12 protein-coding genes are annotated in these 16611 nt (G+C 41.8%); 2 read left to right on the forward strand and 10 right to left on the reverse strand.

Features of this window, described 5'->3' with window-relative positions; all coding sequences use genetic code 11:
• The 9 genes from EQO05_RS12975 to EQO05_RS13015 all read right to left on the reverse strand — a co-directional run.
• Nucleotides 1-2157, reverse strand: a 2157-nt coding sequence (locus EQO05_RS12975) for a DUF2341 domain-containing protein (protein WP_240664687.1), incomplete at its 3' end; no start/stop codon positions are given.
• A gap of 1249 nt (nucleotides 2158-3406) precedes the next feature.
• On the reverse strand, nucleotides 3407-3685 hold the full coding sequence (locus EQO05_RS12980; RefSeq protein ID WP_128507184.1) for an ACT domain-containing protein: 279 nt from the start codon (nucleotides 3683-3685) through the stop codon (nucleotides 3407-3409).
• Between the two features lie 271 nt (nucleotides 3686-3956).
• The gene (locus EQO05_RS12985) at nucleotides 3957-4466 is read right to left on the reverse strand and encodes a shikimate kinase (protein ID WP_128507186.1); all 510 of its coding nucleotides are present in this window, start codon (nucleotides 4464-4466) and stop codon (nucleotides 3957-3959) included.
• Between the two features lie 653 nt (nucleotides 4467-5119).
• Nucleotides 5120-5662 (reverse strand): tRNA (cytidine(56)-2'-O)-methyltransferase, encoded by a 543-nt coding sequence (locus tag EQO05_RS12990; RefSeq protein WP_128507188.1) that lies wholly within the window; start codon nucleotides 5660-5662, stop codon nucleotides 5120-5122.
• A gap of 52 nt (nucleotides 5663-5714) precedes the next feature.
• Nucleotides 5715-7235: an AMP phosphorylase gene (locus EQO05_RS12995; RefSeq protein WP_128507190.1), complete on the reverse strand. Its 1521-nt coding sequence runs from the start codon at nucleotides 7233-7235 to the stop codon at nucleotides 5715-5717.
• 603 nt (nucleotides 7236-7838) lie between these two features.
• Complete coding sequence (locus EQO05_RS13000; protein WP_128507263.1) at nucleotides 7839-8054, reverse strand: hypothetical protein; 216 nt, start codon at nucleotides 8052-8054, stop codon at nucleotides 7839-7841.
• Nucleotides 8055-8483: 429 nt separating this feature from the next.
• Entirely contained in the window at nucleotides 8484-8714 is a 231-nt protein-coding gene (locus EQO05_RS13005) for a hypothetical protein (RefSeq protein ID WP_240664673.1), read from the reverse strand.
• 778 nt (nucleotides 8715-9492) lie between these two features.
• Nucleotides 9493-10662, reverse strand: coding sequence for an ABC transporter permease (locus tag EQO05_RS13010; protein ID WP_128507194.1), 1170 nt, complete (start codon nucleotides 10660-10662; stop codon nucleotides 9493-9495).
• Between the two features lie 111 nt (nucleotides 10663-10773).
• Nucleotides 10774-11934 carry a hypothetical protein gene (locus tag EQO05_RS13015; RefSeq protein WP_128507196.1) on the reverse strand — a complete coding sequence of 387 codons (1161 nt, stop codon included), beginning with the start codon at nucleotides 11932-11934 and terminating at the stop codon, nucleotides 10774-10776.
• Between the two features lie 425 nt (nucleotides 11935-12359).
• Between EQO05_RS13015 and EQO05_RS13020 the strand changes: the two genes are divergently transcribed.
• Nucleotides 12360-13817 (forward strand): cobyric acid synthase, encoded by a 1458-nt coding sequence (locus tag EQO05_RS13020; protein ID WP_128507197.1) that lies wholly within the window; start codon nucleotides 12360-12362, stop codon nucleotides 13815-13817.
• Between the two features lie 883 nt (nucleotides 13818-14700).
• Here EQO05_RS13020 and ala read toward each other — a convergent pair.
• Nucleotides 14701-15681 carry an alanine dehydrogenase gene (gene ala, locus EQO05_RS13030; protein ID WP_128507201.1) on the reverse strand — a complete coding sequence of 327 codons (981 nt, stop codon included), beginning with the start codon at nucleotides 15679-15681 and terminating at the stop codon, nucleotides 14701-14703.
• A gap of 201 nt (nucleotides 15682-15882) precedes the next feature.
• Here ala and EQO05_RS13035 point away from each other — a divergent pair, with 201 nt between their 5' ends.
• Nucleotides 15883-16608 carry a DUF434 domain-containing protein gene (locus EQO05_RS13035; protein ID WP_128507203.1) on the forward strand — a complete coding sequence of 242 codons (726 nt, stop codon included), beginning with the start codon at nucleotides 15883-15885 and terminating at the stop codon, nucleotides 16606-16608.
• Nucleotides 16609-16611: the final 3 nt, after the last annotated feature.

The raw sequence follows: 16611 nt of genomic DNA on the forward strand, positions 1-16611 counted from the left end.
TGTATAGTTGCCTGCTGTAGAGTAAGTATGCACTGGATCCTGCTCTGTAGAATTAGATCCGTCACCAAAGCTCCAGTTTACTGTATCTGCGTTTTCAGAACTGTCGTTAAACTGGACAGGAAGTGGAGCATAACCTTCGCTGACATTGCTGGTGAAGTTTGCTACAGGAAATACTGTCCCTGGTTCTAGTGCCGGACCGAGTGTACTGAAAGTTTCTGGAGAATACTGATTATTATACCCTGTCTTGAAATATCCAGCAGAGCGATCTATATTAGAGATTCGTATTTCGTCTACTCTCCCTGTTACACCAGCATCTATTTCAGGAGTACTTAACCACAGAGAATCTGGTGAAATACTTACTGGTCCTATACAGCTTGTAGTATCTTTTGTATCAAAATTACCATCAATATAATAGTTCACAGTTCCAGTTGTTGCATTGTATGTTGCAGCTACATGATGCCAGCTATTATTAGGAATTATGGTTTGTCCAGTTGCTGTATATTCCCAGGGTGTATTTGTTTTCATCTCAGTAGTTAGACGCGTGTTTGATGAAACAGTCTGTAGCACAAGACTGTGTGAATTATGTTTTGTCGCTATTTTAGCATATTGTAGCGGGGACGAAGGTATGTTTATCCATCCTTCCATGGTTAATGCTGTAATTTCTGGATTTTGTTGCTCTGGTAATTTATCTAACATACTGAGCGGAAATGTAGCTAATCCCTCACTAAAAACGTAATCTGCAGTCCCTCCTGTATAGTACATTTGAAGATCTGATGATGGAAAACTGTTTCTGTAAATATCGTTTGATAATATGGAGGGAGTGTCAAGATTATCGGATTCCCAGTCTGATGACGCATTGGCTGTAATTACGTATCCTAAATATGATCTTTCGCTTGGGTAGAAAGTTGGGTTTTTATCTCTATACAGCTCAATGAATCCGGTTGTTAATGGAACCAGCATATAGTAATAATCACCATACTTGAACTCCTGTATACAATACCTTCCACCTGTGAAAATAGGGTTATTCGGATCACTTGTCCAATGTATAAGGTCTGTAGAAGTTGCAAGTCCTGTCATTCTTGTATGGTCGCCGAGGTCATTTACTGTATTATACCAAAGATAATAAACTGGACCTATCTTGATTAAACCCCAGGGATCAAAACCCTGGCCTACACCTGATTCCCATCCACTAGCAGAAGCGTTTAAAACAGGGTTACCGGCGTATTTGGTCCAGTTTTTCCCATCTGTTGAAGTTGCGAGCCCTATTTTATTCTCTATTCCAGACCTGCCTCTGAAAAGCATATACCAGGTAGAGTTTTCTTTCCACACATATGGCACTTCAACTGCCGAGGAATCCCATGACCCAGTCTGACCAGGTAGTAAAGCAGGATCAGGATCAGATACCCAGTGATTTCCATCAGTAGACGCTGCATGCATAATTTTTCCGCTAGGAACGTTATACCATGCGTCATACTGGCCAGGCCCGCTATACCACATGCTCCCAAACTCACCGTTTGGAATCATTGGATTATATAAGGATTTATTAAACTTACTTGGCTGATCGAATTGTATATAGTCTCCGTTGCCATTGAAATAAATTGAGTTGTTAATTTTCCCTGATACAAGGTTTGAACCGGTCATTCCACCAAACGCAGTTCCATTATACTGAAAACTTGTTGAATCAGCAAACTGAGGGGACGAACTGAGAGGGTCCGAGTCTAAATGCTGAACAAGCGAATAATTGTAAAATCCTCCATCATCCCATACTGCAGAGGTGTTTTGTGCATCTACTGCACCTGGATTACCATAATACAGATATAACGTAGTATTTGTCGTGCTTGATAAAAATGGGACTTTGACCCAGATATTTGCATTACATGCACCATCTGAGATGGAAAAACTTTCTTTTTCGAATGCTAACTGATCCCCATTTGATGAGAGAAAGTTTATGTCAGTTCCGTTTGGATTCGCCAGTTCTCCAATATCAGTATCGTTCTCTATTACCACTAGCATAGGAAAATCTGTTAGATCAGAAGCTACTTTAGTGTGATCTATCGTGATTGTTTTGCATTGTGAATAGGTGTTTTGATCTGCGTAAGCGCATCCTGGCATTAAAAGAAATAAAATTAAAATAAATAAGATGTTTCTAATTTTCATTGTTCTCACTGGTCCCAGCAATTTTTCATACAAGATGTGGAATAAACAAATACAACTTTGTAATAAAATTACAGGTGTTGCCTTATTAAACTTACTATTGGACTTCAGCTCATCAAACAAAAAATAGAAATTTTTATTTGTCAAAAACGATTTTTCCAATTTATCAAGTAGTAGCCTTTCAAAAATTTATAAAATTCATAAAGGCAGCATTGCGCAAAAAGTGAAGATACTATTCAGAAAAAGGAAAAAGAAAGAATAATAAAATATCCTAGAAGTTGAATGTGGATAAAGATTTCTCAAGATTGAGTAGCTATGGAATGGGATATCTGTCTGCAGCCCGATATAAGGAAATCAATGATGGAAGCAATATCAGAGTTAAGAATATTTTTGCCAAAGATTGCTGTATGTTGTTCGGATAAAGGAGTGCATTTTTTGATTTAAGTAATCGTGGTAGAAGAAAGAACAAGAGATCATTCTCTTCCAGATGCTCAGAGATTTGTCTGATGCTGACACTTCTTAAAGGCTAAAGAAAAGATAGAATTAGAATTGCATTGTATAGATATTTATTAACTTGGGAACAACCAGGGCAATGTGATGCAGCTAAAAAAATTAAAGTGTTTCGACAAACAAGCCAATTACCACTGAGCTAAAGATGAAGGGCTTGTAACTAACCGTTAAACGGTTGCCACGTATCTTACTCAATGATACTTTACTGCTGACACTCAAACTGCCTCACAACAAATTTGTAGAAGCTAATGGCGTTTTTTAATCATGAGATGACCTTCCAACCCGCCATATCTTAGCAGTACAAATTCCCTTAGAATTAAAACATATGAATCTATGAGCGGGTATTCATATGTATGCTTGCCTAAACACTGATCTTTTACAATGCATATATTCAGGATCATCTAACCAACTATAAAACGAAATATATCGCTTTTGACCTAGTCGAGTAATCCTCTCAAATTAAAGATAGATCAGAGATATCCAAGTGACAACCTATTAATATATGCACAGGCTTGAAATCCGGTTCTATCTGTTCTGCTGAGTGTATAAGGCTACCTTAGGGCAGTTGAGAAAAGAGCTGTAAGTGCTGAGTCCAATCCTTTTCTGTGATTAAACCCCAAGATATTTGAAAGCATAAATAATGGTAAACAATTCAGATGTCCATAATTATCTCCAGAATTTCATTCGGGTTTATAAGCATTAAAGTTCCCTCTTATTTTCCAGATCAGATTAACTTTTCAGATCAGATTCTATGCATAAATCGGAATGCATCTTCGTGCTGTACCTTGACCTCGACTCCTAGGCTCTTTCCTTCGGCTCCCATAGCTTTCTGGAAAGCCGTCAGGTCAAAATTCTCCTGTGGAGCTTCCGCAAGCACAATCATGGTAAAGATCCCCTGCATGATAGTCTGAGTGATATCAACGATATTTACGTTGAAACTTGCCATCACAGTAGTAATCCTGGCAACTATTCCTACCCGGTCGCTGCCTATAACCGTAATAATGAAACGACTTGATGCCATTTTATATCTCCTGCCGCTCGGACCTTTTTTCCTTACAGTCCGATGCTTAGATAGTTAAATGTTATAAATTGAGAGATTTTACACAGTATAAATTGAGAGATTTTGTTCAGATTGAAGACCTGATAGATAATAAATTAAACCACTGTTTTAAAGTAAGAAAGCTCAGTAAATTGCCTACAGTTTAAAGTACTCAATTTGAAAACCAGATCCAGAAAGACCAGTTTATCAAACATTGCCTGGATCTGGAAGAAATCTATCTACGCCATAAATCTCAGGTGCTCTCATTAAAACAGAGCTCAGTAATTCTCTCAGCAATGTCCTGGATATTTTCTCTACCTTTAAGTTTTATTGAGAAGTCGGCATATCTCCGGTACAGGACTATCCTTTCCTCAAAAAGTTCTTTCAGGCTCCGATCCCTTAGTCCCACTATACCTCTTTTTCTGGCATTGGGAAGCCTTCTTACAATGCTTCTGAAGGGAGCGTCCAGAAAGATTATTCTGGACATCTTTTTTAAGTGTTCCATGGTTTTTTCGGAATAAACCACACTCCCGCCAGGGGAAATAATGCAGTTGTCCACCTGCTCTAGCCTGAGAATAGCTTCTTCTTCAAACCTGACAAGAGCCGAATCTCCCTCATTATCAATCAAAGTCTGGAGAGGCACTCCGGTATTTTCCATGATCAGGTGATCCACATCGATAAAAGTATAGCCAAGGCGCTTTGCAAGTACTCTCCCAATAGTACTTTTTCCCGCTCCTGCCATCCCGATTAATGTTATGTTCATTGCCACACTCTTCTCAGGTGTAAAAATAGGGAAATCCACTATTTGAAGCTTCCCGGCAGGGAGCCAGTAGGCTTAAACTTTCCGGACAGAATACATTCTCCAGCTATATAAAACGTACAACGGTACAATCTACCTGAAAATGATCCAGAATGAAATCTTCAATTAAAAATAGCCGGGCAGGATGACCGTGAAAGCGGAAATCTGACCAAAAAAATATTTTCGCTCCTGCATCCCTGACCTAGCCTTAATACAATTTTCCGGAAACCGTTATGGCTCACACCTAATATCCCCTTCTGGCGGAACGGAACGGAAAAATCCGGATACTGCTTTAACAGGAGGAACTTGTCTGTCTGTAGACATTTTAATTTATGTAGAACTTATATTTAATACTATTCTTATAAATCGTGTTAATAAATTTGATCGCAGCATATTATATTATTAAGATAAATAAGTCACTAAAGATAAGATGCAAATAATGAAAATCCGGAACAGAATTGGCTTGAAGGAAATGAAACAATCAGAAGAGGTTGGCCAAATATTCTAAAAAGTTAAAGTGAATATCTGAGTAGCTGAAGTAAATTTTGAGGAATCAATGGATTGGGTGTAAAAGATAGCGGAGATTAAGGAATTGAGAAAGGATCTGGCTTAATCCTTTATTTAGGCTCAGTTCCTGTGTTTTCTATAACCTGCTTACCCCTTTCTGCAGGCACAATTGTCAGCTCAGCATTGGGGAATTCCCTTTCAAGCGGTTCGCCGTCTGCAATCCTGTCCATAGTGATTGCAACAGCAGCAACTTCGGAATGGGGCTGGCTCCCGACTGCAATGTTCCAGTCTGCAAGCTGGTAAATCTCAGGAGGGACTTTCTCCGCACCTACAACAATCATAAGCCTGTCACAATTTTTAAGCTCTTCAGTAACTCCGGGAAGGTTAACCCCGTACATAGAGAGGTGGCAGACTTTTCCGCCGTCTGCTTTCCATTCCCTGATTTCCTGCTTAAAATTGACATTATTCCTGATATAGAAGTTCCCGCCCCAGCGCCTGACCACATCCTCAAGGGTCTGTACTATTCCGGGGTCGTCCGAGGCAAGGAGCATACCCTCTGCACCAAGCAACCGGGCAGTTAAGCCCACATGAGTAGTGATTCTTTTATCTCTTTCCGGGCGGTGCCCGAGGCGCAGCAAAACAATCCTTTTCATGCTCGTGCTAAAACCCTGCAAGGTATTAAAGGATTTCACTGAAAAAGGAAAATTACTGGAACCCGTAGGTTCCGGGAATTCTTCTCAGAAGCATGCCCTCAACAACTATCGGGTTTGTTCTCTGCGCCGTTGTCAATGCGGTTTCGAGTTTGAACTCTTTTTCAGCATAGATCGTAAGTATCGAATCTCCTTTTTTAACTCCTTCACCCATTTTCTTATGGATGGCAACCCCGGCTCCCTTGTCATTGGGGGCTCCTGCAAGCCTGGCAATCTCAATTATCCACTTATTGTCAAATTCGATAACATACCCATCTGCAGAAGCAAAGATGTCGGCAGTATATTGCCCTACCTGGATATCATCCGATTTAATGTTCGGGTCTCCGCCCTGCGCTTCAATAATCTGTCTCATCTTTTCCAGGGCTTTTCCGCTCCGCAGGGTTTCAAGTGCAACCTCCTTTCCGTGGTCTCTTGGAGCCGCGCCTCCCATCTCAAGCAGAATACCTGCAAGGGCGGCACTCTTTTCAATAAGGCTATTCGGGCCTTCCATGCTTTCCAGCACTTTCATAGCCTCCCGGACCTCCAGCGAGGGACCGACTTTTCTTCCTATGGGCGAGGAACCGTAGGTAATTGCGCACTCGACATTCATTCCAAGCCTGTGCCCCAGGTTAATAAGGTCTCTTGCAAGTTTTTGTCCTTCTTGTACAGTTGGAACTTTTGTACTTGGTCCTACAGGGATATCCATTACCACATTGTCGGCTCCTATAGCTCCCTTTTTTGCCATAATCGAGGCAAGCATCTGATAATAAGGATCAATCGAGAGAGGGTATTCAACCCGTATTAGCTTATCATCAGCAGGCGCGATACTGGTGGCTCCACCCCAGACAAGCGCACCTCCGACTTTTTCGGTTATTTCTTTAACTTCCTGGGAACTGAATTCTACAGGACAGAGCACTTCCATGAGATCGGCAGTCCCGCCTGCCCCTGTGATTGCCCTGGAACTCGTCTTTGGAATGAGAAGCCCGTTTGCAGCGATAATAGGGACAACCAGCAGAGAGATTTTGTTTCCGGGTACTCCTCCTATCGAGTGTTTGTCCATAATAGGGTGAGTGTCAAATTCGATCGTATCTCCACTCTCTATCATAGCTCTTGTCAGCCACTCGACCTCATCGTCCGTCATTCCGTGAATATAAGAAGATGTTATAAAAGCAGAGAGTTCGATATCACTGAGATTTTCCTCAACGATATCGTTCACGAGCACTTTGATATCATCCTGCACAACAGGCCTTTTATCCATGATTTTCTTGATCACGGATACGGATTTTGAACGGAATGCCGGGACAACCTCGACAGGCTTATCCCATTCCCGGAAGTGCTCGTATACTTCGAAGAAAACTCCCAGCGTACCCGGAGGAACCATATCGTCCGTTGTGTCCACAATAGCGGAAATGCTTTCATGACCACGGATACGAACCCTATCCCCCGGATTAACCCCCAGTTCCTTCGCATCGGCAATATTAAGCAATACTTTGTGCTGCCCAATTTTTATATTAAAATGTTCCAGCTTCAACTGCATGAGTAAACTCCTTCCGTTTCGTTCTTATTATAATTGTAAATCTGTCACTATAATTTATTTCCCCTGAATCCAGACTTTCTGTTTATTTCTTCAACCTGAAACTGACAGCCCTGCCTGAAGAATCCGGGAAGGTAAACAGTAATCGCACAGAGAAATGTGAACAATAGATGTGGATAATAGATGTAAATAATGAATGTTAAACTAAGGTAACATATTAACCTTCATATTATTTTAAGTAATTCCGTAGAACTTTAAGGAAAGATGGGCTAAAAGATGTTTTAAAAGAAATTCGCAGTTAAAAGATGTTTTAAAAGGAAATTCACAGTTGTGCCTGTAGCCAGCTCCAGGCTGCTTAAATGGCGCCCATCAGATGATATTATGGGATTTAGAAAATACTTCTCAAATTGAAAGAAGAACTGAGCGAAGAAAGAATAGAGATTAATGGGAACAAATTAAGCCGGAGTAATACCTCCTTTTAATATCAGCAAATAATATCCCGGATATTAATTGTTCTCATCTGTATTCTCATTTAATTATTACTTAGTATATTCATCACCTTGCGGGTATATTAAGTAACATTACTCAGGTCGTTCATTCGTCTGGTTATTTTCCATAGTTGCGCCTGGATATGTGAACAAGCCCTTTCGCAACTCCCAGCGAGATAACTCCTATCAGGGCTGCAGTTAAGAGCACCATAAACAGGTTTTCCTCGTCAGCAAATCTGAACATTAAATAGAATAAAATAACATTTATTACTGCTCCAACGGCCAGCAAAGCTATTGCCGGTCCACCTAAAGCTTTTCCAGTATCCCTGCCCATTGTCCAATCCATCCTGAATAAATCGTCAAATTAAGGTTTAAGGCTTATAAACCAGATTTAATAACTAAATTAAGTGGTTTTTAACAAAACGAACTCTTTTCACAACAGGACCCAGAAGCCGAAACTGGTGAATAACGGAAGCCTGCAGCTGAGCTTTATGGTTCCTGAGATTTATCAAAGAATTGGGGTAATTGCATATAAATCTTAGGTAATTGCGATCTCTCAAGTTAGAATAAACCGCAAATTCAACCTGAAAATAGGTTATCTAAAAAACAGTAAAGCAATAGTCCTCATTAAGCGATAAAACTTCAATTTTAATACGCTTTTTCAGTAAACGCATTATTTATCAGAAGAGATATATTATTTTTCAGAAGAGATATATCAATCACAAAAAATATCTTACAAAATAGGGATACTTAAAAGCTCATATCAGAGAAATTCAAGGCATAAAGACACGTAGTACTCTCTTGCAATCCTCTTGAGCCAATCGGGAACCAGAGAGTATCGGTCAACTATAAGCTCATTCAGGTAGTACAGGGACTCCTCAGTCTTAAAGTCACAGAGCCGCTTTACTGCCGTTCTCCTGCTCCATGCAGATCTTTCATCATCCAGGGCTTCAAGGTAAAGCTGGTATTCTTTGCTGTCTTCCATTACATTCATAATTATCTACCAATCAATATAAATATTTGTATGAGCGTGCGGAATTAAAGTCTGATGCAGATATATCCGATCAAATGCCTTCTCCTGTGGCTTATTTTACTACTGGAAAGAATCAATAAGTTAAAAGGGATTGATAGATTAAAGGATAACCGATCAATTGCGGATAAAGGGAAAACTATAAAATTTTTATGTAAAAGGTAAATTATTAACGAAATCCGCATATAAAAAAGCTCATCAGGACCCCTTATGGAAAGTACAAGAACATTACCCGGATTTCATAAGAAATAGAGAAATAGTAAGGTAGAATTCTCATACAGTGATCAGCTGATGAGAATTCCTGCACAAGGTTTTGTTCGCTATGCTTCAGTATGTAGACATTAGTCAAAAACAATATATAATTAACGGGAATTAAATTTTGAACCCGGAGAGATATTGGTTGACGTTGAAATGTTTAATGAGAACAATTATTTTAATCGCGTTACTAATTTTTTGCTGGAGTAAATTATTTAGGGGGAAAGCGCAAAAATGGAAAAAGAAAAATTGAAAAAGGGCAGAAAAAAGGCTATAAATAGCCCTGAAATTATTTAAAAAGTTTCTAACTTTACTTTTCCTGACTGTGAAGCAAACTCTTTAACAGTAATTGACCAGATTTTCAGGTAATATTCGAATGTACCTGTGATTAGCCGAATAAATTACCGGTAAAATTGGCAGGAATTATAATTATAGTTTTAATAGGTTTACTGGTAGCAATTTAATGAGCGGTAGCAATTTAATAGCTTCATCTTGAGCTTATAGCTTTTACAGGATCGAGTTTTGCTGCTTGCTGAGCAGGATAGATCCCGGCAATTAAATTAAGAAGAAAAACCGCAACAATAATAAACAGAATATCCCGGAAGCGGACTACGATAGGAATGGTAGTAAGGCCACCGTAGAGCTCGGAAGAAGCACCTGGAATCTCATACTGGCCTATTGCCAGGGCTATCGCAACCCCTGCAAGCGTGCCGACAAGGCCCCCCAGCAGACCGAGAATGCCGCTCTGAAGAATGAATATTGTCCTGATAGCCGAAACTGTGGCACCCATAGCCCGAAGCATTCCTATCTGGCGTGTTGCGCCAATAACCGAAAGATTCAGAGTACTTACCACACCGAAAGAAGCAATTATGACAATAAGGCCAAGCACGACGGTATTGGAGGTACTTTCAATTGCAATAGTCCTGAGGATTTCAGGATTGGTTTCTGTCCAGCCTCTTGCCTCATAGCCTGTTTTTTCGATCTCGGCAGCTACTTCCCTGTCCCTGTCAAAATCCTGAAGCCTGACAGAAAGCCCGTTAATTACGTCCGGAACATCATAAAATTGCTGGGCGGTATCCAGGGAAGTATAAGTCAGGGATTCATCCAGAGGAGAGCCTGTATGAAAGATCCCGACAACTCTCAGGGAAAGAGAGTTCGCATTCGGAAAAGATACATCAATGGAATCGCCCAGATTAACCTCAAGCTTATCTGCCATTGTTGAGCCGATTACCACCGTGTTACTGGAATACTCAAGTTCCCTGAAATCCCCTTCCACCATATCGGCTTCAATATTACTGATATTGTTTTCCTGTAAGGGCAGCACACCTCTTAGCTCGGCATTGAGGGAATTTGTCTTGAACCTGAAGGAAGCTTCTCCCGTAAGGAAGGGAGAAATCGCAGAAACACCTTCAATTTTACCGATCTCGTCAACAAGCGTCCTGTAAAGGTAAATATAGTCTTCTCCTTCCTGCGGCGATACCGAAACGTGAGGAAGACTATTTACGGTAGTGTCATAGAGCTCGCCCGTAAAACCAACCATAACCGCCTGGGAAACGGTAAGTACCATAACGGCAAGAGCTATCGCTCCGACTGAAAGAATTGTCTGGAATCTTCTTGCCCTAATCTGCCTGAGCGAAATAAAGAGTTCGTAGCGCATTGGTTCACAGCTCTTTTTCCAGGCTTATCCTGTTAGCTTAATTTGCATTTTCTTCCCGGTTTATGCCTCTTTAAATTTTATATTTCTTTCAACCTTATATTTAAATGAAATTCACCTTCGAGTTTTCCTAAGAAAAACCGACATCAAGATAAGCCCTGAAATTCCTGCAATTGAAGAAAACCCGGGAATGCCATCTTCATCATTCTCGCCCGGAGTTACTGTCCCGTTGTCAGTATCATTTACCGTATTTATACCTGAAGCCGGGGAAAGATCGGATTCAATTATGGTTTCCCTGCGCTCGATAATATCACCATCGTTTCCCAGAAGTTCGATATCAAGCCTGTAAACCCCTTCCGAAAGCCTATGGCTCCAGGCAACCTCAACGGTTTCATCATCGTCGTTCAGGAGCACCGGAACTCTTGTTCGGGTAGCTTCAACCAGCCTGGAAGTTTCATTTCCTGAAGTTTCTGCCAGTTTATATACGGAAAAGACCAGATCTCCTTCAAAAGGCACCTGAGAACGGCCGAAAACCGTTGCACTGGCTCCGGTCTCATCTTCGTATATATCGGTAATCTCGGCATCGTCCCTCGCAATGAACCGCTCGGTTGAGCTTATAAATTCCCTTCGAGGAGAATAGACCTGTATCTTGACCCGGCCCACGTATTCCTTATTGTTCTCAAGAAGCGTACCCCAGGGAGCGGAAAAAATATCCGGAGCACTGGTAAGCGATAATTTCTCGGATTTTGTCGTATAAATGACATCAGAGCCACTTATAAGCATATATTCGATGTCAAAAAGTGAGGCTTCTTTTGGAGAGAGTGCGACACTGATTCCCTGGGAGTTAGGGACCAGATCATTAACCTGCATCCTTGGTGCAGAATTGCTGCCATAGGCAAAGTTATACTCCTCCTCTGAGAGAACCTGCCTTCCCTCAAGGAGCCTGACCTTCAGCGTATAAGCTCCGCGTTCAGGATTGCTTACGTTCCAGAAACCAACCTTTGTAACTCCTACACCCCCAGGAAGATTGCCAGCTAAAATTACCTGCCTGTCAAGTGTCTTCTCACGCGTACCATCGGAACTTACAAGAAGCGCTTCAAGACTCAGGTCTGCTTCTGGCAGGGTCGAGTAAAGAGTCACGTCAAAGGACTCAATGTTGCTATAAAGTTCGGCTATGCGAACCGTATTTGCCTCTCCGGCAGGAGAGCCAGCTGCTGCAAACGCCGGAATGGCTGAAATAATAAATAAAAGAAATAAAAAAAGCGCGGCTTTCATTGTCTTTTTTCCCCGATTCAATTATCAAAAAGATTGTTTTGATGTTATTTAAAAGAAATGTAACTGAGTAAAGGGCGGTTTCTCAGTTTAGAGAAAAAGATAGAATCCGATCGGAGATTGAAGGCGGGAAGAAGAGCAAGAGGAGTCGAGACGAGAATAAAGAAAAATAAAACTTCAGGAGGTAAAAACCTGAGATCCGACCAGTTTCTTGAAGTAAATAAACAAAACCTGCAATGAATCCGAAAGTATTTATTCTTTAGTTGAAGTATAAGAGGATGAATATTAAAAATACACAAGTTTACTTGATTTGCATCCTCAGGAGAAAACAACGGCCAGCTTATTAGTATTATAAAAGTAAGTATAAAAGTAAGTGCTAAAAAAGTAAGTGCTAAAAAATAATTGTTCGAGCAGAAGGTGTGGTAAAAATGGAAAAGAAAAGCGTCTTGATCCTGGGAACCGCCTCCCATGTTGGGAAAAGTTCAGTTGTGACTGCTATATGCAGGATCCTGTCGAGGGAATACAGAGTTGCCCCCTTCAAGGCTCAGAACATGAGCCTGAATTCCTGGATCACAAAAGACGGAAAGGAAATCGGAATTGCCCAGGCAATCCAGGCAAAAGCCGCAGGTACCGAGCCCACTGCCGATATGAATCCTGTTCTCCTTAAACCCAAAGGAGACTGCGTTTCCCAGATAATCCTGCTGGGAGAACCTTATGCTGACAGGAGTGCAGGTCAATACTACGATTCCATTGCAGAAATGAATGAAGTCCTCGAAGGGGCTCTTGAAAGGCTTTGCAGGGAACACGATATTATAGTTATGGAAGGAGCGGGGGGAGCTGCCGAGATTAACCTTTACGAAAGAGATATTGTAAATGTCGGCACTGCAAGGCTCACGCAGGCTCCCATAATTCTTGTTGGGGATATAGAAAGAGGAGGCGTTTTTGCAAGCCTTTACGGTACAGTAGCACTTCTTCCCGAGGATGTACGGAATAATGTCAAAGGCTTTATTATCAATAAATTCAGGGGCGACCTGGAAATCCTGAAACCGGGTCTCAAGCAGCTTGAGGAAAAAACAGGCATTCCGGTGCTTGGAGTCCTTCCTTATTTCAAGCTCAATATTCCTTCGGAGGATTCGGTCTCACTTGAGGATAAAGAGGAAGCAAAAAACGAAAAACCGATTGAGATCGCGGTTATCCGCCTGCCCAGGATCTCAAATTTTACAGACTTCGAACCCCTGGAGAGATTTGCTAGACTCCGTTACGTGGAACTTGGCGAAGACCTTGGTACCCCTGACGCGATTATGATTCCGGGCACAAAGAATACGGTTAATGACCTGCTCGATCTTAAGGCAAGCGGTATGGCTGGAAAAATTCAGGCGTTTAAAGGAAAAGTTCCCATTTTCGGGATCTGTGGCGGCTACCAGATACTCGGCAGGAAAATTTATGATTCCGGGGTCGAAAACGGAGTTGAGGCGGAATTCGAGGGTCTTGGACTTCTTGACACAGGGACGAAGTTCGGAGAATACAAAAAGAGAACAGTCCAGGTCACGAAGAGGGTTAACGCTTACGGTCCGATACTGGCTCCCATAGACGGAGAGGAAATCAAAGGATATGAAATCCATATGGGAATAACCGACTCCTACCGCAACATCTTCGGGGACGACGGTTCAATCGACGAAGCCGGTCTGGTAATCGGCACCTACCTGCACGGGCTCTTTGACAACAAAAATATGAGAGATGCTCTTATGCTATACCTTTACGAGAAAAAAGGGTTTGAATACAGACCTGAAAATGTCATGACCGAAAACGATGCCTACGAAGAACTTGCACAGGTAGTCGAACAGAATCTTGACATGGAGAAAGTCTACGAGATAATCGGAGTCTGAAAAACAGGTACGTGTAAGGCAGCTAAATGCCGCAAGCATTATGATTATCAGGTACTGCCAGGCAGAAAACCTGATAAAGCTTATTTTTAGAAAAAATGTTTCAGAAAAGATGTTTCATAAAAGGTGTTTCAGAAAAGGTATTGAGCGGTTTTCAGGAGAGTATTAAGGATAGTTGGAACAAAAAACTATTTATTGGGGGACTAAGTACAGTATTCGCGGAAGGTATAACCGACCTCCGAGAACCGCTCAATAATAAATATTTTACTGCTAATTATTTATGCATTGTGAATTTGTTCTACTATAGTTTCCAATTTTAATATTTATGTTAAAACTCTCCTCATACCTCCAGGCCGTAGAGCATATCACCCTGTCTATCAGCTTTTTTCCTCATTTTCAGTGCTCTTAACTCACTGTATATACAAACTACAAGCCTTTTCAGCAGAAAATCCTTTATTAAAGGCTCGCATCCACGAAAAACCAGAAAAATGGAAAAACGTTTTCTACAAAACTGTTGTTCTGCGACCGTTGACCCGAAACCGTTGCGCCGGTTTATCACGCTCCGGTTAAGCCGTTTTAGATAAAGCATGCGTTTTTGATCAAACTTTTTTTGAAAAAGTTTGCGCTCAAGCCTTTTTGTAAAAGGCTTGCATTTCGCCGGTCGATCACGCTTCAGCTATGCTGGTTTAGATAAATCATGAGTTTTCGCTCAAGCCTTTTTTGAAAAGGCTTGCGCTCAAACATTTTTTTTGAAAAAGGCTTGCGTTTCGCCGGTCGATCACGCCGTTGCCAGGGGTTTTCGCTCAAGCCTTTTTTGAAAAGGCTTGCGATCAAGCAGTTTTTTGAAAAAGTTTGCGTTGTGCCGGTTTATCGCGCCCCGAGCGATTTAGAACATCTGGACCTGCCTGCCGAGTCCTTTACCTGTGGCTCTCTCATAAACAAGGTGAGCGCTTGCAACGTCCTGAATTGCAAGGCCTGTCGAGTCAAAGATTGTGATTTCCTCGTCGCTTGTTCTGCCTGGTTTCAGGCTGGCAATCACCTCGCCGAGTTGGGAATGAATATCATTTTCCGAAATATAGTGTTTTGAGAGAGGGACATTTACTTCTCCGGAATGGAGCGCCTGAACCATATCATCCACAATTATCTTGGACCGGATTAAAAGCTCTGGGTCAAGTTCCTCTTTTCCGACCGCATCAGCTCCTATTGCGTTTATATGTGTGCCTTCTTTAATCCACTGAGCCTTTATGATAGGTTTTCTGGTTGGGGTGGTAGTGACAAGAATATCGCAATCACAAACCTTCTCAATACTGTCCTCATAACGGATTTCACAGGGAGTAATATCTGCCATTTCCCGGATAAACTGTTGAGAACTTTCTTTTGTTCTGGAGGTGACTCTTACCAGCTCGGGCTCAAAAACCTCACAGAGAGCTTCGAGCTGGGTTTTTGCCTGGTTTCCGGTTCCTACCATGCCTATAACCTTTGAATCCTTTCTTGCAAGGTATTTTGCGGCAATCCCCCCGGCAGCCCCGGTACGGATATCGGTCAGGTAGGTTCCGTCCATAATTGCTACAGGAGCGCCTGTTTCCGGAGAAATGAGGACAATAAGCGCCATTACCGTGGGAAGCCCACGAGCCGGGTTTCCGGGGTGGACGTTTACAATTTTCACGCCGGTAATATTCTCTTCTTCAAGATATGCGGGCATTGTCCGCAGGTCACCATTATAAGCCGTATAATATAGGTATGATTTGGGAGGCATCTGGACCCTGCCAAGTCCATGCTGCCTGAAAGCCCGTTCCACGACCTGCATATCAGAACTCATATCCATAACACTTTTTACTTCTTCCTGAGCCAGCCATAAGACTTCCATAATATAACCCTCCAGCCTGAACCGTGAGCTGGCTCACAGCTGAAAACCAAGATAAAATTGAACAGAACCGAAACAAAAACCAAACAGGCAAACCAACGACCTGATATCGCACATGATCATTTTTATTTGAGCAAATATGTATATATAACATATATCTTCACTCATTTAAAGAACTCCCTTCCCAAAAGGAGACAATCATTAATGAGAGATATGCATGGAAGTTCAGATGAATTCTCCGGCTCCTGTTTGAAAGAGGAATTGCTCAAAGAAAGACTGCTCAGGCCTGCGCGGGATATCCGGAGCATACTCCGGTGGGGTTATCCCAAGTTCTCCACTATTCGCTTTGTAGCTGATTACTTTCAGCTCAGCCCGGAAGAACGGCATATTCTCACAAGGGTAATTATGCCTCCCGACAGAGTAATATCCAGAGTCAATAAAAAAATCGCCTGTACAGCCATAAAAGATAGAAAGCTCCTCCTTGACGGTTATAATGTTCTTCTCAGTGTGGACAACCTGATAAAAGAAGGGCCCATGTGGTTCTGCGATGATGGGTATATCCGTGATACCCGATACTATTTCAGCAGGGCAAAACAGGCGGAAGATATCGGAGAAGCTCTCGCTGCGGTCCTGGAGTTTCTTTCCGAAAACGGTCCGGAATCAGTAATCTTTCTTTTTGACGCCCAGATAAGCCGGAGCGGGGAGCTTGCAGGTCTCACCCGACATAAATTGAAAGAATATAAAATTTCAGGCGAGGCAAAGACCTCAAAAACCGCGGATTTCGAGCTGAAAACGAAAGGTGGAAATCCGGAAAATAATATAATTGTGGCAACTTCCGACGGAATTATTATAGATTCGGTCAAAGAGGTACTGGATATTCCTGCCTGCCTGATGGAAAAAATAGGAATTGAACCAATCAGGCTATATTGATCG

It is taken from the genome of Methanosarcina sp. MSH10X1 (assembly GCF_004099695.1).
Taxonomy (GTDB): Archaea; Halobacteriota; Methanosarcinia; order Methanosarcinales; family Methanosarcinaceae; genus Methanosarcina.